This is a genomic window from Tunturiibacter empetritectus, from assembly GCF_014201375.1.
Classification (GTDB): domain Bacteria; phylum Acidobacteriota; class Terriglobia; order Terriglobales; family Acidobacteriaceae; genus Edaphobacter; species Edaphobacter lichenicola_D.
This window is the reverse complement of sequence record NZ_JACHDZ010000003.1, coordinates 524577-546232: the sequence shown is the minus strand read 5'-3', so window position 1 is coordinate 546232 and position 21656 is coordinate 524577. Positions and strand designations below refer to the sequence as shown.

The following is a 21656-nucleotide window of genomic DNA, read 5'->3' as shown; positions in this document are numbered from 1 at the left end:
GCCACGCGAATCGCCTGTGTTGACGCGGGTTTTCGCAGGCATGGGGCTTGACAAGATTTTTGGCAGGTTTGCTCTTAGCGAAGCTGGCTACCGATTCCCCGGCGGGATCGAATTCATTGACCGGGATGGCGTCTGTGGCTGGGCGTTGTAGTGGTGTTTGGGTGGTGATTGATGGTGGCAACGTGGTGTTTTGGTGGCGTGAGTTTGCGGCGAGGGAGTTTTGTACGGTCTCAACCTAACAGGAAGAATCGGCTGGTCCTACGTCTCTTTTTTACTTGTGTGCGTTGGGTGCTTCGAACAGGACGAGGTTGTCACGATAGTCGATGTGCATGACGAGCTGTTCGAGGGTGGGGTAGCCGAGGAAGCCGTGAACTCCGTCGAATCGTGACAGGTTGAGCGAGTCCATCCCGGTGACGGGTAGCCGAAGGCCAGCGAAGTCTGCGGTGAAGCTGCCAGCTTCTTTCAGTTGGCTGACTCCGGAGAGCCCCTGCACGAAGGTTATGGAGTCCTTTGTCCGGGTCACTTGCTTCGCGAAGTCCGTGTCGATCAAGTTGGTGAAGGAACCAGTATCGACAATAAAGAGTGTCGGCTTGCCGCTGTTGATAACGACTGGCATGATGAGCTGGTGGCCGCGGCGGTAGATGCTGGTCCAGTTCCGCATGGATGGCGCTTTGAAGCGGTCGAAGCTGCTGAGGTCATTTGCCGGGTCACCACTGAGCGCGTCCAGTGGCGCTGTAGGAGCGGAGGAGGGTTGCGGCAACGGCTCAAGGCGAATCTCATGCTTTACGTAATCGACTGTGACGAGGTAGCGCGAGAAGATGTCAGTGCCGACGAGACCGTCGATCGTATCGAGGGCCTGGCCGATGTGACCTCCACCCATGACGCTGAAGTTTTCCAGAGCACCGACGTTGCAGTTTTTGAACTCAATGCCTCCGATACGAACGGATGCGGCGGTGAATTGTTCGATGGCGTTGGACCCCTGATCGCCGAAGCCCCAGACGCGGGAGGAGCTCAGCTTTTGCAGACCCATTCCGGAGAATTTGCTGTGCGTGAGGAGAAACCCGCTGGCGCCTGTGTCGATCTGGAGGGTGCGCTTGTGTCCGTTGAAGGCGATTTCGAGGCCGTAGTGGTCGATACCGATGGCGCCGTAGACGGGTGTCATCGGAATTCGCAGAGGGCCGGTTGCAGCAGATAGTTCGCAACGATTTTTGAGGCCGGAGTCTTGCTCTTCGATTCGCCTGGCCAGGGCAGTCTTGCGCTTGTCGTCTAACGCTTTGGCTTCGTGGACAAAATTTGCAAGTTCGGTCGCGGACTGCTCGTTATTCAGGGAGTTGATCCAGGCGAAGCGGATGTTCTCGTTATTGGGGCTGAGTTGGTGGGCAAGTGCGAGGTGTTTTTGGGCGGTGGCGTGATAGCCGGCGAGCGCTTCATAGTCGGCCAGCCCCTCGTAGGCGGCGGGGAGACAGGGGTCGAGCTTGAGCGCTTTGAGCATGAGCGCATAGGACTCGAGCCAGTCTCCTTCAGAGTGGCGGAGTTCGCCGGCGGTGACAATCGCGACAGGATCTGCCGGCTCTGCGAGGGTCCATGCATCGGTTTTTTTTCTGGCTTCGTCGAGTTTGCCCTGACCGATCAGGCTGTCAATCTCAAGCTGCCGGCTGCGGCTGTTTTTGGGGTCGGCCTTGTATTCGGCGGCGGCGAGGTCGCCCGACTTTTTATAGTCTTGACGGTAAAACGCCAACTCGGTTGCGGTTGGGGCAGCATGATCGATTGCGCACGAAGCATTTTTCGCAGAGGGAGCCGGTTGTGCAAAGCTGGTTGAGGCGAGGATGGCTAAGACAAAGAGGGATAACCAAGAGGAAGGCAGGAGCGCAGCGGCCGAGTTGTTCATGTTGAGTTGAATATATTCAAGAAGAGAGATTTCTTCTATTGCTAAGTCCAGATGGGTTCGGGAGGTGGTGTATCGTTTGTGGGATTTCCTTGTGGATCTTCTGGAGATTCGGTCTCTGCGGGGGAATCAGAAGGCGTCTTCGGTGCCGATGGGCATGCCGGGTGGGGCTTCGATGGGCTTGGCGGGGATGAACTTGGCGGGGTCGCGGTTGAAGTCGTTGATGCGGTCGATGAGTGCGGCGCGGTGGATGGCTTCGGCGGTGTCGGTGAGTGGGGCGGCGATGGTCCACTGCTTGAGGAGATCGTTGATGTGAGAGCGGGCGATGGCGCGTGCTTGCGTGGAGGCTTGCGGGTTGACGGCGAGGGAGAGCATGGCTTCGAGGGCGCGGAACTCTACGGCTCGCTCTACTTCGGAAGACATGGTGTGGCCGCCTTCTGGGCGCTCGGCGGTGGTTTTGGAGATGGCTTCGAGGACGCCGCGGAGGGAGGGGGCGTCGGCGAGGCGCATGTGGTACTGGACGAGGCGTGAGGCGCGGGCGGGGTCGAGGAGGACGTTGAGGGTGAGGTCGGCGGCGGACTCGGCGGTGGCGATGGGGTCAAAGGTGAGGCCGGTTTCGGAGGGGAAGGACTCGCGGGTGCGTGGGAGGCCGGGGGGGCGTGGGGGGAGGATCTTCAGGAGTGATTCGGGGAGGGTGAGGGTGTCGGGGGAGAGGGTTTTGAGGACGGCGGTGAGGGCTTTCTTCTGTTCGGCGGAGGGGACGATCTCGGGCGCGGGTTGGTTGTCGCCGCGGAGGTTGTAGCGGTAGTCGAGGCCGCCGATCTCTTTGATTGCGGCTTCGGTTTGGTAACGGTGGAGGAGATAGAGGGGGACGAGGGTGTCTTCGAGTTGGGCCATGGGAGTGCCTGTGGTGATGGCGTTTTCGTTGAAGCGGGCGAGGGCGGCTGTGCGGATACTGAGGATGCGGTCTAGTTCATCGGCGGGGTCGGTACCGTTGTCCCATAGGTGGGCGTGTGGGTGTGTGCCGCCGAGGGGACGGGCGTCTTCGTCGGTGATGTAGATGAGGCCGGTTTTTTCGCTGGCTTCGAGGATGGCGTTGAGGGCGGCGGGGTCTTCTTCTGGGTGCTTGGCTTCGCTGCGCTTGCCGCTGGCGTTGCTCTGTTTGCCGCTGGCGTTGCTCTGTTTGCCGCTGGCGCTATCGAATTCGCGGTAGCCGTAGTCGATGGCGACCTTGTCCCAGATGCCGATGTTGACGCCGTAGCTTTCGGTGAGTGTGGGGATGCCTTCTTTGTTGAGCGTGATGTAGGGGTGGGGATAGTCCATGACGGAGACGGATTCATCAGGGGTGTGGGGGAAGGAGCTTGCGGCGAAGTTGTGGGCTAGGCCGAGGGTGTGGCCGGTCTCGTGCGCGGCTAGCTGGCGGGTGCGGGCTAGGGCCATCGCTAGCATGGGATCGTTTGCCGGCGGGAGGGGTTTGCCGTTGACGTAGGGGCTCAAAAGGGCTTCGGCGATGAGGTAGTCCTGGCGACTGCGGAGGGAGCCGAGGGTTACGTTGCCTTTGAGGATCTCGCCGGTGCGCGGGTCGACGACTGCGGAGCCGTAGCTCCAGCCGCGGGTGTAGCGGTGGACCCACTGGATGATGTTGTAGCGTATGTCCATGGGGTCGGCGTCGGCGGGGAGGAGGTCGACGCGGAAGGTGCCGGTGGCCCAGCCTGCGGCCTGGAAGGCTTGATCCCACCAGCGCGCTCCTTCGAGGAGGGCGGTGCGGATGGGCTCGGGGGCGCCGCGGTCGACGTAGTACTGGATGGGGGTTACGGCTTCGCAGGCGTGGTTGCAGGAGGGATCTTTTTTGAGGAGGCGGTGGCGGATGATGAAGTGCTGGTCGAGCGGGGCGCCTAGCGGGGCGGCGTAGTCGCGATAGGTGGTGGGGAAGTAGCCGGCGCGGGGGTCGAAGCGGCGGGGGGTGAAGCCGGGGCCGGGGAGCTCGATGAAGGATTGGTGCTCGCGGAGGGTGAGGGCGTGGGGGTCGGGGGTTACGTTGGTGACGAACTCTGCTTTGGCTGGGTCTTCGGTGGTGAAAGTGAGGATGGACTCTACTTCGGTATTTTTGGGGAAGGCTTTGGTGGCGTCGAGGGCGATGGTGGAGCGAGTGGGGTCGAGTTTGTAGGTGCCTTGCTTGGTGGTGGTGAGGATTTCGGCTACGCCGTGGGCGTCGCGGAGGTAGAAGTCTGTCGCGTCGATGAGGACTGCGCCGCTGGGGTCTTCTGCTTCGACCTTGAAACCGAAGAGGACGGACTCGGGGAAGGACTGATGGACGGCTAGCTGCTCGGATGGGTCGGCGGAGGTGGAGCGGAAGTGCTGGTTGGGTTCGACGAGGAGGACCTTGGGGCCGGTGCGCTCGAAGTGGAGGATTTCGCCGGAGGAGATCTGGCCGCGGTCGAGGCCGAGGTCGTTGGAGCCGGTGCCGTAGGGGAGGGAGTGGGTGTAGAGGAGGTCGGGGCTGCGGCTGGAGGCGTCGAGGTGGGGGATCTCGAGATAGAGCTTGCCGGTCTTCGCGTCCCAGTCGAGCGGAAGGTAGCCGTCGAGGTGCTTCATGCCGGTGGTTTTGGCGGCGATGGCTTGCGCGGAGATTGTAACCGGAAGAGTGGCATAAATTGTGGAGATGGCGAGGAGGGCCAGGGTCATGCGTTTGGGCATGGTTTTGTTTTACACCAGAGGGAGCAAACAACGGCAACGGCAAAGACAAATGCGGGGGTCTTGACGGATACCGCAGCATGAATCGGTTCTCTGCGACTGAGAGATGTGGCCGCAATCCACTGCGCTGCTCACGATAAAACCGTGAGCAGCTTCGGTCGAAATGACGATTACTTTTTGACGGAGAAAGCTTCTTATTGTTCGGGGGCTCCACTGCGCGATCGAAAATGATGATTACTTTTCTTGAGGACGGAACTATAAACTCACCGCGAGATTTTTTGTTCTGTGGTCAGGATCTGCGGGCGGTTTGCCAGGCCTTGGCGTACTGCCAGCTGGTGTAGGTGGAGTGGTAGAGGTGGAGGAGGAGGCCCTCGCGGCCGTCGAGGAAGCCGAGGCGGAGGAGGTAGTTTCGGAAGAAGGTGAGGATGGGGAGGATGAGGACGTTGTGGAGGAGGGCGAGACGGGAGTCGCTGGTGTGGCCCTTGTCGATGACGAGCTGTGCGCCGAGGGTGCTGTAGCGGTTGAGGCTTTCGATGTAGCTCTCGAGGGTGGGGTAGGCGTGGTGGACGATGTCGTGTTTGAGGGTCTCGGTGACGCCGTCGAGTGCGATGGTCTCGTGGACGGGGCGGTCGGTGAAGCGGGCGGGAGGAGCGAAGTTGGCGGAGTGGCGGCGGAAGAGGCGGAGGTGGGGGTCGGGATAGAAGCCGCCGTGACGGATCCAGCGGCCCAGGAAGAGATTGCGGCGGCGGAGGAGGTAGGCGTCGGCGGAGGGAGAGGCGGCGAGGAGAGCGCTGATCTCGGCTTGGAGCTCGGGGGTGAGGGCTTCGTCGGCGTCGAGGGAGAGGATCCAGGTGCCGGTACATTGCTCGATGGCGAAGTTCTTCTGGGCGGCGAAGCCCTGCCAGGGTTCGAGGAAGAGCTTGGCCTTGAATTCGGCGGCGATCTCTAGGGTGCGGTCGGTGGAGCCGGAGTCAACGACGATGATCTCGTCGGCGAATTGGACGCTGGCGAGGGTACGGGCCAGGTTGGCCTCTTCGTTGAGCGTGATGATCGCTACGGACAGCTTCGGCGTCATGATGGCTATCCCATCCTCCCAAGTACGGGAGCGTTCCTCGTCAGTTGTGTGTATTCCCAGTGGCCGGGATGGCCGCTTAGGAGGGTTCAGTTTATTACGGTATTGCGAGTTGGCAAGCAGGTTCTTTACGGCGTAGTGGTAAACGCTTCAGGGGAGAGTGATGGCGGGGTCTTTGAGGTGCTCGCGGAGGAGGCGCTGGGTGAGGGCCTTGAGGTCTTCTCCGGTTTTGGTGAGGGTGAAGACGCCGGTGGCTTCGGCCCAGTCGAGCTTGTAGCTGGTGGCTTGCGCGGAGATCCAGACCTGGCGGATGGGGGTGTTGGGCGTGATGACGAACTTGCTGGAGCCGTTCTCGAAGATGATGTTCATGACGCCGTTGTTGTCTTCGAACTCGAAGCCTGCGTCGTCGTCCTCGGCGGAGATGAGGGATTGCTTGAGGGACTCGAGGGCACGGTCGGATTCGCGGCGGAAGGTGGCTTCGTCGATCATGAGGTTAGTTTACCCGGTGTACTCTGCTTTACCCCGTGTACTCTTCGTGGGCTGTTTCGGCGATGGCCTGGGCGGGGACGGTGCGGTGGGCGAGAAGATGGCCCGCGGCTACTGCGGCGATGCACAGGATGACGGAGAGGAGAACGTTGGCGAGGGCTCTGCCCCATGCGCCGGAGCGCATCAGGTCGTAGGTCTGGAGACTGAAGGAAGAGAAGGTGGTGAAGCCTCCGCAGATGCCGACCATGACGAAGAGACGGAGGTTCTCGGAGGCGGGATAGCGGCCGCTTTGCAGGGTGAGGGTGCCGAAGTAACCGATGACGAAAGACCCGAGCACATTGATGAGGATGGTGCCGAAGGGGAACCCGATGCTGTAGGTGAGGGTGAGGCGCGTGATGGTGTAACGCAGTAAGCCGCCCAGTGCACTGCCGATTGTGACCCAGAGATAAGACATCGTCTGCCTCGTTGTTCCTCAGATTAAGAAGATCGAATTGGCAGAGGTCATCAGCCGGGTGCTTACGGCGGTTTTGGGAGACCTCATTCCCATGCGTCTATCGTAGCAGCGTTTTATCGGTCTGAGCTTTGCTTGAAGAGAGGCTTCTGAATTTCGACAGTCTTTTGAGATACCTATTGCCATGCCATAGGGGAAGTGCGAATATGTATGGGTTGGCAATAGGAGTGGTCCGGGGAGACTCAGCGAGACTAGGATGGATGCGGGGCAGCGCACACTGGCTCTGGTCTCAGGTTGCTTCTCTGTTGTAGAGGAGGGTTTATGAGAAGACTGCGGGCGTTCTGGATGCGGGTTCTTGGGGCTTTGAGCAATTCAAGCGGAGGCACGGAGCTGGCTGACGAACTGGAGAGCCATCTTCAGATGCATATCGAGGACAATGTCCGCTCCGGAATGTCGGAGGAGGAGGCACGGCGACAGGCTTTGATTCGGCTTGGTGGATTGGAGCAGACGAGGCAGGCCTATCGTGAGAGGCAGGGGCTTCCTGGCATCGAGACTCTGTGGCAGGATATTCGGTTTGGTCTGCGTGTGCTGGGGAAGAGTCGTGGATTTACTGTTGTGGCGGTGCTGACGCTGGCGCTCGGAATCGGAGCGAACACGGCTCTGTTTTCTGTGATCAATGCGGTGCTGCTGAACCCACTTCCTTATCCTCACTCCGAGGAGCTGCTTACGGTCCATGCGGCTAAGCAGAACTTCAATGAAGGCTCCATCTCCTACCTGAACTTTCGTGACTGGCAGCGCGATAACAAGACTTTGAGTGCACTGGCTGTTTCGCGCGGCACAGGGTACATCCTGACGGGTACGGGGGCTTCGGAGGAGGTGCGGGGCGAGCTTGTCTCTTCGGAGTTTTTTCCTCTTCTGGGAGTGAAGCCGGTAATGGGGCGGTTGTTCGCTCAGCATGAAGATGAGATTGGGCAAAGTCCTGTGGCTATGATCAGCGCGGGGTTCTGGCAGCGGAAGCTTGGAGGGCGGCCTGATGTGATTGGGAAGGCGCTCACACTCGATGGACGCGACTATGTCGTTGTCGGGGTGATGCCTGCGAGCTTCAACCTTGCGATTAATAACTTTCGTGCCAGCGATATCTATGTGCCGATCGGTCAGTTTCAAAATCCTGCGTTGAGTGATCGGGCGGCGGGGCTTGGGATACACGGTATCGCGAGGCTGAAGCCGGGGGTGACGCTGGAGCAGGCGCAGGCGGATATGGAGAGAGTCTCGCGAGGCCTTGAGGCGACTTTCCCGGCGGAGGATCAGGGGATTCGCGCCAGGCTGGTGCCGTTCAAGGAGTCGCTGGTGCGCGAAGTGCGCCCGCTGCTCGTGGTCTTGATGGGGGCTGTCGTGTTTGTGCTGCTGATTGCCTGTGTCAATGTTGCGAATCTGTTGCTGGCGAGGTCGAATGTCCGCGCGCAGGAGTTTGCGGTGCGGTCGGCGCTGGGAGCAAGTCGCGGGCGCCTGTTGCGGCAGCTGCTGACGGAGAGTTTGATCCTTTCCGTGCTGGGCGGAGGGTTGGGCCTTGTGCTGGCTGCTGTTGGAACGCAGGCGCTGGTGAAGATGCTGCCGCAAGGGCTGCCGCGTGCCGCGGAGATTCATTTGAGCTGGCTGGTGCTGTGCTTTACGGCGTTGATCTCGCTGGCTTCGGGGACGCTGTTTGGTTTCGCGCCTGCGATGAAGATGTTTAAACAGAATGTGCAGAGCGCGCTGAAGTCCGGTGGCCGCGGGACTGGTGTCGCAAGTCACCGGATGCAGGATTCGCTGGTCATCCTTCAGATGGCTTCGGCTCTGGTGTTGTTGATCGGCGCGGGTTTGATGATTCGCAGCATGGTGAAGCTGTCGAACGTGGATCCGGGTTTTCGTTCGAAGGGTGTGATGACGTTTGGTCTCGAGGCTGCGCCGGAGATGAAGGGTGCGAGTCCCGACGCGATGCGAGCCTATCTGCGCGAGGCGCAACGGAGGACCGCTCTTACGCCGGATGTTGAAGCGGTATCGTTTTCGTGGGCTGCGCTGCCTATGATATCGGATGATGAGCAGTTCTTTTGGCTGGAGGGAGAACCGAAGCCGGCAAGTCAGAACACGATGCGTTCGGCGATACGGTATCTGGTCGGTGCAGACTATCTGCGGGTGATGGGGATTCCTTTGCTGCGGGGCCGATTCCTTTTGGACACCGATGATGAGAAGTCGCAGCGGGTGATTGTGATTGATGATGTGTTTGCGCGGAAGTTCTTCGGGGATGCCGATCCGATCGGTAAACGCATTCATCTTGATCAGTTTGATGATCCGGCGCTGGTGGTGGGGGTTGTGGGGCATGTGAATCAATGGGGACTTGATAGCGACCTGGTCAATCCGCTGCGTGCTGAGACCTATCAATCGATGATGCAGTTGCCGGAGGTTCAGTTGAGTATGGTTGTGCTGGGGATGGATACGGTGGTGCGTTCGAAGTCCGGCGCTACTCCGAGCTTCAAGAGCATCGAAAGATCGGTGACCCAGATGAATCAGGAGCAGGTGGTTTATAACCCGGAGACGATGGACGATGTTATCTCCGACACGCTTGCCACACGGCGGTTCGCGATGATTCTGCTGGCAGTATTTGCGGGCACGGCGCTGGTGCTGGCGAGCATTGGGATGTATGGCGTGATCTCTTATCTTGTGGGGCAGCGGTCGCGTGAGATCGGGATACGCATGGCGCTGGGGGCGGATCGCAGGGATGTGCTTCGGTGGGTGCTGGGGCACGGCAGCAGGCTTGCGCTGATCGGCGCCGGGTGTGGGCTGATCGTTGCGCTGGGGCTGACTCGAACGATCGCGGGCTCGTCGTTGTTGTATGGGGTGCGGCCTTACGACCCGTCGACCTTTCTCGCCGTGATGGTGTTGATGATGGGAGTGGCTTTGGCAGCTTGTTATATTCCGGCGCGACGAGCGACACGGATTGACCCTATGACGGCGTTGCGTACGGATTAAGCGACGGCAGGACGGGAGGGGGACAGTCTCTCCGCGAAGAGTCTAAGCGAAGAGAGGAGGAGAAGCTGGTAGCTCCTCCTCCTCTCTTTGTGTGCTCAAACTCGTCGACTCGATGGACAGATGAGAAGAGAGTCGTCTTTAGAAGGGGATGTCGTCGTCGGTGATGCCCACGTCGGCGTAGTCGGGCTGGCTGGAGGGTGTGCGCTGATCGTAGCTGGCGGTGTTGGACTTGGAGTAGCCGCCGGTGGAGGCGCCTTCGCCCGCGGGTTTACCGCCGAGGAGAGTGAGTTCGTTGCAGAGGATCTCGGTCTTATACTTCTTCTCGCCGCTGGTTTTATCGTCCCAGGAGCGGGTCTGGATCTTGCCTTCGATGAGAATCTGCGAGCCCTTTTTGACGTAGTCGCGGACAACCTCGGCGGTGCGCTGAAAACAGACGATATTGTGCCACTCGGTCTTGTCGGCCCAGTTGCCCTGGGCGTCTTTTTGCCGGTCGGCGGTGGCGAGAGAGAAGCTTGCGACGGTCATGCCGCCGGCGGTGGCGCGGATCTCGGGGTCTTTGCCGACGTTGCCGAGGAGGAAGACTTTGTTGACGCCTTTTGCCATGTGAAGAACTCCGGTGTTTTACAAAATTGAGGTGGCTGCCCAGGGTGGTGTTGTCGGAGCTTCAGGTACGTTCCCTCGTGGAACGCCGCCCGAGGGCACTTTGATCCATAAACTGCATCCGCTTCGTATCGAAGCTGCGGATCTCTGGTGCAACGATCCAACCGCATCTACGTGGGCGGAAGACCATATCTTACACCATGCGAGCGAGGGCTTTCGATGGTCCGAGATGCTCTGTTGCGGAGGCTGTTTTGCGCCGGGAAGAACGATGAGATTGGGGCGTTTTCTTTGCTGGAACTGGGCTGGAGGGAGATCGTGTCTGTTGAATGGGGGGAGAGCGGGATGGACTATGATTGCTATTTCAACTGAGAAGACTGAGTTAATTTCCGGGGGTTTTGTGGCTCAACATTATGCGAACGCTTCCAGAGATGGCTTTTTCGTGCGGTGTCTGTCGGGCTATCGGCGTGGCCTGACGCGGAGTGCGGTTTCGTCGGTTTCGATGGGCTATGCGGTTTGTCTTACCGTGTCTCTGCTTTTGCTGGCTGGGTGCCGCTCCCGGCAGGACGTAGCCAGTCCGACTATTGAATTTACGAAGATTCCTCCGGCTGCACAGGGCGGCCGCGAGCGGGTGGATACGATCTCGGGACGTGTCAGTGGCGCGCGGCCTGGCCAACGAATCGTTATCTATGCGATGAGCGGGCCGTGGTGGGTTCAGCCGTGGCCGGATCAGCCCTTTCTTCCCATCGGGGCGGACTCGACCTGGAGTACGTCGACTCATCTCGGGTTCAAGTATGCCGCGATGCTGGTAGATACGGGATATCAACCACCGCCGACGCTGGATGTGCCACCGTCGGCCGGCGGCTCGGTGGCTGCGGTGGCGATTGTGGATGGCGTGGGCAAGCCTCAGATTGCACCTACGGTGCCGATCAAATTCAGTGGCTATGACTGGGGAGTACGGACGATTGCCTCGGATCGCGGAGGGTTGAATCTTCCCTACGAAGGCGATAACGCGTGGGTCGATCCGGAGGGGGCGCTTCATCTTCGCATCAGGAAGAAGGGGAATAAGTGGTCCTGCGCGGAGGTGGAGATGACGCGAAGCCTGGGATATGGAACGTACCTCTTTACGGTGCGAGACACGTCTCATCTGGAACCGGCCTCGGTACTGAGTTTGAATACCTTCGACGATTTTGGAGGAGAGCAGAACTACCGCGAGGTGGATGTCGAGATGAGTCAGTGGGGCGATGGCTCCAGTAAGGACAATGCGCAGTTTGGCATTCAGCCTTTTTATGTTCCGGGCAATGTGGCTCCGTTCGTGGAGCCTGCGGGAAAGGTGACTCACTCGTTCCACTGGGAGCCGGGGCGCGTGAAGTTTGTGACAGTGCGCGGAGACTCGATTCACAAAGGCGCTCCGGTTGTCGCGGAGCATGTCTTTACCTCGGGGGTGCCGTCGCCTGGCCACGAGAAGATGCAGTTGTTGTTCTACGTGGTTGCGAGCGACAAGTATCCGATGCTGAAGGACAGCGAAGTTGTTCTGGAGAAGTTCGAGTATCTTCCATGATGGCGCTATGAGAGTTTATCGGCTTGTCGGAAAATTGGTGGCCGTGTTTGTTGCGATGTGCTTCGCCCGGACGGTTTATGCTGTCGATCCGAACCGGGCTATCTCGCAGTACATGCGGGAGAGCTGGGGGCTTGAGAGAGGGTTCACCGGGGGGGCGGTGACCTCGATAGCCCAGGGGCCCAATGGCTATCTGTGGATCGGGACGGAGAAGGGCCTAGTTCGCTTCGACGGGCTGAGCTTTCAGGTCTTCGAGCAGCAGACGCCAACGGCGCTTCCGATCGGCCCTGTTCAGGAGCTGATCGCGGACTCGCAATCGAATCTGTGGATTCTTCTGGCGAATACTACGATCCTGCGATATCGCGATGGGAGGTTCGACCCTGGCCACAGTCAGGCAGAGGTTGGAATTACATCGATTGGGCGGCGCCGGGATGGCTCGGCGCTTCTCTCGTCGCTGGCTCTGGGTCCGCTTGGATACCACGCCGGCAAGTTCGAGGTGCTTACCGCACCGCCGACGCCGGGGAGATCCGATCCTGCTCAGGCGGCGGTGATGAACGATGAGCTCTCAAGCCGGTTGAGCTGGGCGACGGGCGTGGCGACTCACCGATTTGCCAAACCGAATACTTCGGTGACGGCGATCGCGGAGACCAGCGACGGCATCATCTGGCTGGGTACGCCCGATAAGGGTCTCTTCTATCTGAAAGACGGGCAGATTCACGACGTAGCCCCAGGGGTGGAGGGAAGGATCAATTGCCTGCTTCCGACGGAGAACGGTGAGCTGTGGATTGGAACCGACAAGGGTGTTCTGCGCTGGACCGGATCCAGAATCACTCGCGAAGGCGTGCCCTCGGAGCTTTCGAAGGTGTCGGCGCTCTCGGCGATTCGTGACAGGGATGGAAACACCTGGATCGGCACGTCTCATGGACTGTTTCGGTCCAACGCCGGCGGCGTCTCTTTCGATGACGACGGTACGGTGGCGTCCGATCTGGCGGTGAACTCTGTTTTTGAGGATAGAGAGGGGGATATATGGCTGGGAACGCCGCGAGGTGTTGAACGGCTTCGCGACAGCACTTTTGTGAGCTATGCGGTTGACCGGGACTTGCGATCGACGAGCGGCGGTCCGGTCTATGTCGATGCGGAAGGACGCACGTGGTTCGCCCCTTTCGACGGCGGATTGCACTGGCTGAAAGGCGGCAAGATCGAGAGCGTGACCGCCGGAGGCATGGATAGAGATGTGGTGTACTCCATTACGGGAGGCCACGATGAGTTATGGGCGGGCAGACAACGAGGCGGACTCACACGGCTGCGTGTTGCCAAGGGCGGCTTCGAGACGAAGACCTACACGCATGCGGACGGGCTGCTTCAGGACAGTGTGTATGCGGTTCATCAGAATCGCGACGGATCGGTATGGGCTGGGACTCTCAGCGGCGGGGTGAGTGAACTGAAGGACGGTAAGTTTACCTCCTACACGATGGCGAATGGGATGCCGTCGAATACTGTGACAGCGATGGTGGAGGGCGCCGACGGAAGCATGTGGTTTGCAACGCCGGTTGGTTTGACTCAGCTGCTACGCGGCCAGTTGCGAACCTATACAGAGACCGATGGGCTGCCTTCGCCCGATATCGATTGCCTGCTTGAGGATTCAAGCCACGTGCTGTGGGTCGGGACGACGTCGGGGCTCGCGTATTTCAACGCCGGTACGATCCATATTCCTCGTAATGTGCCGGAGTCGCTGCACGAGCAGATCTTCGGAGTTGCGGAGGACACCAATGGCTGGCTTTGGGTTGCGACGTCTAATCATGTTTTAAGAGTGAGGCGCGACAGGCTGCTGAGCGGCGCGATCGCGGAGGATGTAAGAGAGTATGGGACGAGTGATGGCCTGAGTGGAGTCGAGGGGGTCAAGAGGCAGCAATCGGTTGTCGAAGATCCGCTGGGACGGATCTGGTTTTCCATGAACCACGGACTTTCGGTCGTCGATCCGATTCGAGCTATACGGGGTGCCGCGCCGGTTCTGGCGAAGATCGATTCGGTTTCTGTCGATGGAGATTTTATTGATATAAAGACGGCTGTTCGGGTTCCATCTGTTAGCCGGCGGATAACGTTCGGCTTTTCCGGTGTGAATCTTTCCCTGCCGGAGCGAATTCGATACAAGTATCGCCTTGATGGATTCGATCGAGGCTGGAGCGAGCCGGTTGGAGTGCGGGAGGCCATCTACACAAACCTCGACCCAGGGTCTTACACGTTCCGCGTCATCGCCGAGAACTGCGATGGAGTCTGGAATATGGATGGGCCATCGTTGAATCTGACGGTGGTTCCGGCTTTCTACCAGACGAACTGGTTTCTGTTGCTGTGTGCGGCGGCGGTTGGGGCCCTGGCGTGGGGTGTCTATCAGTGGCATGTCGGCCAGGTCACGTCGCGGATGGATGTGCAGTTTATCGAGCGGCTGTCGGAGCGAACGCGAATCGCTCGCGAGTTGCACGACACGCTGCTGCAGAGTTTTCAGGGATTGATTCTTCATTTTCAGACGGCCCGGGATCTGATTCCACGAGATCCTTCCAAGGCGGAGAAGAGTCTTGACACCGCTCTGCAGAGCGCGGACCAGGCGATGGTGGAGGGGCGGAACGCAATCTATGACATACGATCTTCAACGCTGGTCGACGATGATCTCGCTCACATGATCACCGCGCTGGGAGAAGAGCTTGGGGCCAAGATCGAAGAGGGGGCGAGGCCTGGGTTCTCTGTCGTCGAGGAAGGGACAGCGAAGCCGCTGGATCCGATCTTCCGGGACGATGTTTACCATATCGTACGAGAGGCGCTGCGAAACTCCTTCAAGCATGGGGAGGCGCAGAAGATCGAAGCGGAGATTACGTATGGGAAGAGGCTGCTGCGCGTGCGGATTCGCGACGATGGGAAGGGGATCGACCGGAAGGTTCTGGAGGTGGGAGAACGCGCGGGACATTGGGGGTTGCCTGGTATGCGAGAGCGCGCCAAACGGATTGGCGCACATCTGGCGGTGTGGAGTGAAGCAGGAGCAGGAACCGAGGTAGAGCTGAACGTCTCCGGCTCGCTCATCTATGAATCAACTTCTCCTCAGCTTCTGTCTCGACTCTTTCGCAGGATTGGAGGCAGAGATAAGGGGCTGTGAGGTTCGTGGCGTGGGTTATTTGCTGATGAGAAAGACAAAGCGCAGGAGGAAGAGGGCGGCGAGGAGATAGAGCATCCAGTCCTGACGGCGGGCGCGGCCTGTGAGGAGCTGGAGGAGTGCGTAGCTGGTGAGGCCGAAGCTGAGGCCGTCGGCGATGGACCAGGTGAGTGGGATGGTCGCGACGGTAAGGAAGGCGGGTATACCGATCTGCGGGTCGTCCCACTCGATCTCGCCCAGGCCGGTCAGCATTAGGCCTCCTACGAGGATGAGCGCGGGTGCGGTGGCGAAGGTAGGGATGGCTCCGACGAGGGGAGCGAGAAAGAGCGCGAGGAAGAAGAGGATGCCGGTGACGATGGCGGTGACGCCGGTGCGGCCTCCTGCGGCGACTCCGGCGGAGGACTCGATGTAGCTGGTGACGGTGCTGGTGCCGGCGAGGGAGCCGACGATGGTGGAGCTGGCATCGGCGAGGAAGATGCGGTTGAGGCGGGGGATGGTGTGGTCGGGGGCGATGAGTCCGGCGCGCTGGGTGACGGCGACGAGGGTGCCGATGTTATCGAAGAGATCGACGAAGAGGAAGACGAAGATGATCTCGAAGGCTCCGATGTGGAGCGCGCCGAGGATGTCGAGGTGGAAGGCTGTGACTTTGATGGCGGAGAGGTCGTAGTGCGCGGGCTCCCAGTGGACTTGATGGCAGAGGATGCCGAGGAAGGTGGTGGTGAGGACGCCGACGAGCATGGAGGCTCGCACGCGGAGGACTTGCAGGATCGCGATGAGCAGGAGACCAAAGATTGCCAGGGCCGTGCCGGGTGCGCGCAGGTTTCCGAGGGTGACCGTGGTGGCGGCGCTAGGCACGATGATGCCGGCATTGCGAAATCCGATGAAGGCGATGTAGAGGCCGATGCCTCCGCCGACGGCTGCGTGCAGTTGATGGGGGATGGCGGCGACGAGGCGCTGGCGGATGCCGCTAAAGGTGAGGGCGAGGAAGATGATGCCGGAGAGGAAGACGGCGCCAAGTGCCGTTTGCCAGGGGACTCCCATGCCGAGGACGACGGTGTAGGTGAAGTAGGCGTTGAGGCCCATGCCGGGCGCGAGGGCAAGAGGGTAGTTGGCGATGCTTCCCATGAGGATGCTGCCGAAGGCTGCGCAGAGGCAGGTGGCGGTGGTGACGGCGGCGAGCGGCATGCCGGTTTTGCTGAGGAGGGATGGGTTCACGAAGATGATGTAAGCCATCGTGATGAAGGTCGTGAGGCCGGCAAGGATCTCTGTTCGCCAGTTGGTCGCGTGTGCTGAGAAGCCGAAGTAGTGCTCCAGGCGAGTGCGGAGGTGCATCAGGTCAGGGCTCCTGTGAGGCGCGGGAAACTAGAATGGGTGGAGTAGTACCAGCATAGCGTGAGAGGGCTTGGATGACTGCAGAGGACGTGAAGAAATTACTTGGGTTGCAACCGCATCCGCGCGAGGGTGGATGGTATGTGAGGACCTACGAGGCTGCGGAGAAGGTGGAGGCCAGTGCGTTTGGCGATGAGAGATACGCGGGGGCGCGGCGGACTGGAACCGCGATCTACTATCTGCTGGAGTCGGAGACGTTCAGCGAGATGCACCGGCTGAAGTCGGATGAGGTGTTTCATTTTTATGCCGGGGATGCGGTGGAGATGCTGCAGTTGGTCGAGAAGGGAAAGGGCCAGACGGTGGTGATTGGGAACGATCTGCTGCGTGGCCAGAGGCCGCAGGTGGTGGTGGAGCGGGGCGTGTGGCAAGGCTCGCGGCTGGTTGAAGGAGGACGCTGGGCGCTGCTCGGATGTACGGTGAGCCCGGGATTTGAGTTTGAGGACTATGACGCCGGTGAACGGGAGGAGCTATGTGAAGCGTGGCCCGAGTTTGTTGAGGAGATTACGGCTTTGACCAGGGTCGCTCCTTGAGGTGGGATGTTCTTCGAAGATCTGAAGATACTTTCTGCGGCGGATGAGACGCTGCTCGATCTGATGTTGTACTGTGATTCGTATTGTTTAGTAAGGACTGGATGAAAGATCTGCTTAGCGGCGTGCTTGACCATATTGCGGCCAATACCAGGCGCAAGGTTCTCGCTATCTACAGCCTTTTGCTGCTGATGAATGTTGCCGCATGGATGTGGGCGTTTCTTGCGTTTCGACACTATCCAGTGTTGCTGGGTACTGCGTTTCTGGCTTACAGCTTCGGCCTTCGTCATGCGGTGGACGCCGATCATATTGCAGCGATCGACAATGTAACGCGCAAGTTGATGCAGGAGGGCAAGCGTCCGGTCGCGGTGGGTTTCATGTTCTCAATGGGGCACTCGACGATTGTGGTGCTGGGGTCTATTGCGATCTCGGCTACAGCACTGTCGCTGCAACATCGACTGGATGCCGTGAGACATATCGGCGGAGTGGTTGGGACGCTCGTCTCGACGCTATTTCTGTTTGGGATTGCAATCGTGAACATGGCGGTTCTGCGGTCGGTGTATCTTGCTTTCCGGCGGGTTCGTCGAGGGGAGCGCTACGTTGAGGAAGACTTCGATCTGCTGCTGGGCAGCCGCGGATTTCTATCTCGCCTCTTTCGACCGATGTTCGCGTTGATCCGGCATAGCTGGCACATGTATCCGCTCGGCATTCTATTTGGCCTCGGATTCGATACCGCGACGGAGATTGGACTGCTTGGCCTCTCGGCCTCCGAGGCCGCAAGGGGATTGTCGCTTTGGTCGGTTCTGGTTTTTCCTGCGTTGTTTGCGGCAGGCATGTCTCTGATCGATACGACGGACAATGTTTTGATGCTGGGCGCGTACGGATGGGCCTTCGTGAAGCCAATTCGCAAGATCTACTACAACATGACGATTACCCTGATCTCGGTCATCGTCGCAGTGATGGTGGGGGGGATCGAAGCGCTGGGGTTGATGGCCGACCAGTTTCACTTTCACGGGACGTTCTGGTCCTGGGTTGGAACGCTCAATGAAAACTTCGGCACGCTGGGCTACGTCATCATTGGACTCTTTGCCTTGAGCTGGATCGTCTCGATCTGGTTTTACAAGTGGCGCAGGTTCGACGAGCTGGAGGTGAGCACGTGATTGTGCTTCGTGATGGCCTGAGGTGTAACTTGTGATGCTTTGAGTGACGCGATGGGACAAAGCACTTGAGGGACAGCATGACGTCTGCGTCCCTCAGTGATGTTCGATGCAATCTGTCTCTGAAATGCTGGGTGTCTATGGGTAGAGCACGACAGGGCTTAGTGTATCCGCGTTGCTGCTGTTGACCGTTGCGCCTTGTCCGTTGATGACGTGGGTGATCTGCCCGCTGCCATTGAGCCAGATTGTGCCGACGTCGTGAATCGCGACTCCGCTTGCGTTGGGAACGGTCATCGCATTGTCTTCGATGATGTTGATTCCCTGATTGAAGAAGGAGTAGATGCCGAGGCCGTAGGCCTGATGCGTGGTCGCTGAGTTGGAGACGACGTACGACGGATAGCCATTGGCGGTTCCGTCGGTCCATGCGCTCTGGCTCGGCGGATCGTAGGGCAGTTCACTCTGGTAGAAGATGGTCTCGCCGCCGTTGCCGTTCCACAGCACCTGCTCCTTCTGGTAGTGCTCCACGAAGAGGCCGGTTGCGGTTACGTTATCGCCGTTGACGATCATGCCGTGATCTGCGGTGTTTACGATCCAGCCGACTCCAGCGCCGTGGTCTGCGCGCCATGCCCAGATGTCGTCGACCAGGACGTCGTTGCTGTTGATTTCGAGGCTCGTGGTGGCGCTTCCAGCGGCGACTCCGCCGATGCGGAAGAAGATATCGCTCAAGGAGGATGGATTCGAGGAGTGATCCCGGAAAAGGTTAATCCCGAACCGGTTGTCCAGACTTCTCAGCCTCGAGCTGCCGAGTCGGACGAGCACGTCGGAGTTGATCGGGCCGGCATCCACGATAAGGCCTGCGATCCGCACTCCGTCTACATCTGTGACGGTAAGCGCAGGTCGGCCGATCTGCGGGACGAGCGTCGCGAAGCCGAGGCCGAGAACGATGGTGTTGGGATAGAGGACGCGGATGGAGTCTTTGAGCTCATAGACGCCCGGAGTGAGGATGAGGCTCTTGCCAAAGAGCAGTGCGAGATTAATCGCCTCCACATTGGTGGAGGGGGTCGCGATGAAGAAGTTGTTGATGGACTTTGATTGACCAGGCGTGCTTCCGCTCGACCAACTGACGCCAGACGAGTTTTTCTGTAGTGCAGGAATAAAAACTTTGTAGTTGCCATTGCTGTCGCTGTAGAGGAATGGTCTCTCGCGGCTGACCGGCGTACTCGGGAGGGTCGTGTAGGTAGGATTCGGATAGCTCTGCGCCGGCGCTCCTGCGACGCCGGAGAAGACCTGGTTCCAGACCCCGTTCGACCAGCTGCCGATGTTGCTGTTGCGGACGTAGAACTGCTGCTGGGACCCGTTGACGATAGAGCCGGTTTCAGAGTCGGCGATGAAACCTCCGCTCGCATACGAGGGGCCTGAGCAGTAGTCCATGAGCGTGGTGTTGCCGGTGATGTGGACGCGGCGCATCGGGGCCGCCTGCGACACGGCCCAGAACTCACCGGAGTAGCAACCGAAGTTAGGCGTGTTGACGTTGATGGCGAGGTTCGACAGCGACCGCCAGAAGTTGTCGAGCGCGATGCAATTGTTCGAGCCGAAGCACTGGTTGTAGACATCAATGGAGCCGTTGATGACGACATCGTCCGGCGAAGCACCCAATCCGGCGACCTCGGTGTAAAAGCCTACCGTGAAGTTGAGGGGAGTAGCGGCGCTACCGTAGACGCCGGGCTTGAACAACAGGGCATAGCGCTGCGTGCCGAACTGATTGCTTATTTGCTGGTTGGAGATGGAGTCGACCGTTGCCTGGATCTGGCTCGTCGACATGCTGGGGTCGAAGATGTAAACGTTGGGGCCGAGATCTGATGTGTTTTGAGCGACAGCTGAACTGGCAAGTGCACCTGCGGCTAAGAGAAGTGTTCCGACGAGGCGCGCGAAGGCTGGCTTCGCAGGGATAGGTTTGCTTGCTCTGTATCTCACGTTGGCAACTCCGGTACGCATGGGGTGGATTGCGCCGGCAAAGATAGTCTGCGTTTTACTTGCTTGTCAATCGAGGAGTGTCGACAGTTTTCGCCCTACAAAAACGTTTGAAGCCGGCATCCTTTACAAAGAATTCTTGAGTTAGAGATTGACTTTCAGAGGATTTGCGTCGCGATCAATTGATTTTTCAGAGATATTTCACACGAGCTTCATCGCGTCCGGGTCCCACTTCACAACTTCACCACGCTCCATGCTGAGATTGCTCAGTAGGGCAGCGCCGGCGGCGCGGAAGCCAAACACCGCATCTTCCACAACCGGTTTCCGCGTGCGAACCGCCGAGAAGAAGTTACTGAAGTGGTCATAGCTGTCGCTGTATCCGGCGGGAGCTACATATTTCTCAAACCCCGCGGTTGGACCGCCAGATGGATGCGTGACCGGATATTTCTGCTGGTAGTCTTCAAGGATGCGTTTTTGCATCGCATCGGTAAAGGTTCCGATGGTGTAGCCCGGCTCTTTCTTGAGTGGCACACGGTTTACGCTGACAGTACTGCCGGCGATCTCCATGGTTCCCTCCGATCCGGTAAAGATCAGCCCTTCACTCTCCTCGCCGCCGTCGACGAAGTTCACACGGAGGCTGAGGTTGAATCCTTCGCGGTAGTCAAAGAGGCCAAGCATGACGTCGGGCACGTCGCGTCCGTCCTTCCAGAAGCGCAGGCCACCGGTTGCCATCGCTCGCGTGGGGCCGTGCGATCCAGTGATGAAGTGAGTGCCGCTGAAGAGGTGCACGAAGAGATCGCCGGCTACGCCACTGCTGTATGCCTTCCATTTGCGCCACTGGAAGAAGTGCTCGGCGTTGAAGGGAATTTTGGGAGCGGTCCCCTGAAAGCGTGGCCAGTCGCAGGTTTCGGTCGATGCGTCGAGAGGTACGGTGTAGTTCCATGCGCCCATGGAGGAGTTGCGGTCCCAGCGCGCAGTGACCATGTTGAGCTGGCCGATGGCGCCCGAAGCTAACAGCTCCTTCGCCTTCGAATAGATGATCGAGCTTACGCGCTGGCTTCCGATCTGGAGGATGCGGTTTGAGGTGCGAGCGGTCTCGATCATCTCGGGTCCATCGGAGTACAGATGGATCATCGGCTTTTCGCAGTAGACATCCTTGCCTGCGTTCATGGCGTCGATGGCTGCCTGCTTGTGCCAATGGTCCGGCGTGGCAATGAGGACGGCGTCGATATCCTTGCGGGCGAGGATCTCCTTGTAGTCACGCGTCGTAAAGAGGTCGTTGCCCCAAAGCTCCTTGCTGTGCTCGAGCCTGCCGTCGTAGCAGTCTGCTACGGCCAATAGCTTCACGCCGGGAACCTGCACTGCGGTCTTTGTGTCGAATTGGCCCTGAATGCCTGCCCCGATCAGCGCGAACTGGATGTGATCGTTGGGCGCGACTGGGACGGCAGGGCTGGTCTGAGCTGTTGTGAGCGCATACATCCTTGATCCCAGCAACGTCTCCGCGGTTGCTGTTCCCGCGGCTTTCAGGAAATTTCTACGATTCAACACGTGCCCCTGTCCTCGTATCATGAAGTTGACCACTACCTGCAACGATATTCTCCGCAAAAGATTTTGTCTCGCAAGTGGGAAGAAGAGCAGGGAAGCCAGATCGCTCCAACTGGTCGGACGCAGTCTGGCTGCAGCAGTATCAGAGGTCCACATCTGTTTTTGCTTTGCTATTA

Annotated in this window: 14 protein-coding genes and 1 riboswitch; of the genes, 5 read left to right on the top strand and 9 right to left on the bottom strand. The window is 59.3% G+C overall.

What is annotated here, in order from left to right; all coding sequences use genetic code 11:
- Positions 1-271 precede the first annotated feature (271 nt).
- The 5 genes from HDF10_RS11400 to crcB all read right to left on the bottom strand — a co-directional run bounded on the left by HDF10_RS11400 (position 272) and on the right by crcB (position 6591).
- Entirely contained in the window at positions 272-1888 is a 1617-nt protein-coding gene (locus tag HDF10_RS11400; RefSeq protein WP_183813407.1) for an aspartyl protease family protein, read from the bottom strand.
- A 126-nt stretch (positions 1889-2014) separates the two neighbouring features.
- On the bottom strand, positions 2015-4582 hold the full coding sequence (locus HDF10_RS11395; RefSeq protein ID WP_183813405.1) for a zinc-dependent metalloprotease: 2568 nt from the start codon (positions 4580-4582) through the stop codon (positions 2015-2017).
- 286 nt (positions 4583-4868) lie between these two features.
- Complete coding sequence (locus HDF10_RS11390) at positions 4869-5654, bottom strand: glycosyltransferase family 2 protein (RefSeq protein WP_183813403.1); 786 nt, start codon at positions 5652-5654, stop codon at positions 4869-4871.
- A gap of 147 nt (positions 5655-5801) precedes the next feature.
- A complete protein-coding gene (gene cyaY, locus HDF10_RS11385; protein WP_183813401.1) occupies positions 5802-6140 on the bottom strand; it encodes an iron donor protein CyaY in 339 nt (112 codons plus the stop codon).
- 28 nt (positions 6141-6168) lie between these two features.
- On the bottom strand, positions 6169-6591 hold the full coding sequence (crcB, locus tag HDF10_RS11380; protein WP_183813399.1) for a fluoride efflux transporter CrcB: 423 nt from the start codon (positions 6589-6591) through the stop codon (positions 6169-6171).
- 34 nt (positions 6592-6625) lie between these two features.
- A riboswitch (Fluoride riboswitch) is annotated at positions 6626-6691 on the bottom strand.
- Between the two features lie 218 nt (positions 6692-6909).
- On the opposite strand from crcB, the gene HDF10_RS11375 reads away from it, so the two are divergent.
- On the top strand, positions 6910-9594 hold the full coding sequence (locus tag HDF10_RS11375) for an ABC transporter permease (RefSeq protein ID WP_183813397.1): 2685 nt from the start codon (positions 6910-6912) through the stop codon (positions 9592-9594).
- A gap of 138 nt (positions 9595-9732) precedes the next feature.
- Here the strand turns inward: HDF10_RS11375 and HDF10_RS11370 are convergent, their stop codons facing one another.
- Complete coding sequence (locus HDF10_RS11370; protein WP_183813395.1) at positions 9733-10197, bottom strand: single-stranded DNA-binding protein; 465 nt, start codon at positions 10195-10197, stop codon at positions 9733-9735.
- Positions 10198-10633: 436 nt separating this feature from the next.
- Between HDF10_RS11370 and HDF10_RS11365 the strand changes: the two genes are divergently transcribed.
- Positions 10634-11752 (top strand): LamG domain-containing protein, encoded by a 1119-nt coding sequence (locus tag HDF10_RS11365; RefSeq protein ID WP_183813393.1) that lies wholly within the window; start codon positions 10634-10636, stop codon positions 11750-11752.
- Positions 11753-11759: 7 nt separating this feature from the next.
- Positions 11760-14894: a sensor histidine kinase gene (locus tag HDF10_RS11360; protein ID WP_221271635.1), complete on the top strand. Its 3135-nt coding sequence runs from the start codon at positions 11760-11762 to the stop codon at positions 14892-14894.
- 15 nt (positions 14895-14909) lie between these two features.
- On the opposite strand, the gene HDF10_RS11355 is transcribed toward HDF10_RS11360, so the two are convergent.
- Complete coding sequence (locus HDF10_RS11355) at positions 14910-16223, bottom strand: NCS2 family permease (protein WP_183813390.1); 1314 nt, start codon at positions 16221-16223, stop codon at positions 14910-14912.
- A 74-nt stretch (positions 16224-16297) separates the two neighbouring features.
- Here HDF10_RS11355 and HDF10_RS11350 point away from each other — a divergent pair, with 74 nt between their 5' ends.
- Together HDF10_RS11350 and HDF10_RS11345 are read left to right on the top strand one after the other, a co-directional pair.
- Positions 16298-16810, top strand: coding sequence for a cupin domain-containing protein (locus tag HDF10_RS11350; protein WP_183813387.1), 513 nt, complete (start codon positions 16298-16300; stop codon positions 16808-16810).
- 101 nt (positions 16811-16911) lie between these two features.
- Positions 16912-17967 carry a HoxN/HupN/NixA family nickel/cobalt transporter gene (locus HDF10_RS11345; protein ID WP_183813385.1) on the top strand — a complete coding sequence of 352 codons (1056 nt, stop codon included), beginning with the start codon at positions 16912-16914 and terminating at the stop codon, positions 17965-17967.
- A 135-nt stretch (positions 17968-18102) separates the two neighbouring features.
- Here HDF10_RS11345 and HDF10_RS11340 read toward each other — a convergent pair whose 3' ends face one another.
- The gene (locus HDF10_RS11340; RefSeq protein WP_221271634.1) at positions 18103-19938 is read right to left on the bottom strand and encodes a coagulation factor 5/8 type domain-containing protein; all 1836 of its coding nucleotides are present in this window, start codon (positions 19936-19938) and stop codon (positions 18103-18105) included.
- Positions 19939-20136: 198 nt separating this feature from the next.
- Positions 20137-21480, bottom strand: a complete 1344-nt coding sequence (locus HDF10_RS11335) for a Gfo/Idh/MocA family protein (protein ID WP_260177822.1) — start codon at positions 21478-21480, stop codon at positions 20137-20139.
- Positions 21481-21656 lie beyond the last annotated feature (176 nt).

Excerpts from the sequence above, each read along its gene's own strand:
- HDF10_RS11360 (WP_221271635.1), top strand. The coding sequence starts at position 11,760 with ATGAGAGTTTATCGGCTTGTCGGAAAATTGGTGGCCGTGTTTGTTGCG.
- HDF10_RS11345 (WP_183813385.1), top strand. The coding sequence starts at position 16,912 with ATGAAAGATCTGCTTAGCGGCGTGCTTGACCATATTGCGGCCAATACC.
- HDF10_RS11350 (WP_183813387.1), top strand. The coding sequence starts at position 16,298 with ATGACTGCAGAGGACGTGAAGAAATTACTTGGGTTGCAACCGCATCCG.
- crcB (WP_183813399.1), bottom strand. The coding sequence starts at position 6,591 with ATGTCTTATCTCTGGGTCACAATCGGCAGTGCACTGGGCGGCTTACTG.
- HDF10_RS11390 (WP_183813403.1), bottom strand. The coding sequence starts at position 5,654 with ATGACGCCGAAGCTGTCCGTAGCGATCATCACGCTCAACGAAGAGGCC.
- HDF10_RS11400 (WP_183813407.1), bottom strand. The coding sequence starts at position 1,888 with ATGAACAACTCGGCCGCTGCGCTCCTGCCTTCCTCTTGGTTATCCCTC.
- HDF10_RS11355 (WP_183813390.1), bottom strand. The coding sequence starts at position 16,223 with ATGCACCTCCGCACTCGCCTGGAGCACTACTTCGGCTTCTCAGCACAC.
- HDF10_RS11370 (WP_183813395.1), bottom strand. The coding sequence starts at position 10,197 with ATGGCAAAAGGCGTCAACAAAGTCTTCCTCCTCGGCAACGTCGGCAAA.
- HDF10_RS11375 (WP_183813397.1), top strand. The coding sequence starts at position 6,910 with ATGAGAAGACTGCGGGCGTTCTGGATGCGGGTTCTTGGGGCTTTGAGC.
- HDF10_RS11395 (WP_183813405.1), bottom strand. The coding sequence starts at position 4,582 with ATGCCCAAACGCATGACCCTGGCCCTCCTCGCCATCTCCACAATTTAT.
- cyaY (WP_183813401.1), bottom strand. The coding sequence starts at position 6,140 with ATGATCGACGAAGCCACCTTCCGCCGCGAATCCGACCGTGCCCTCGAG.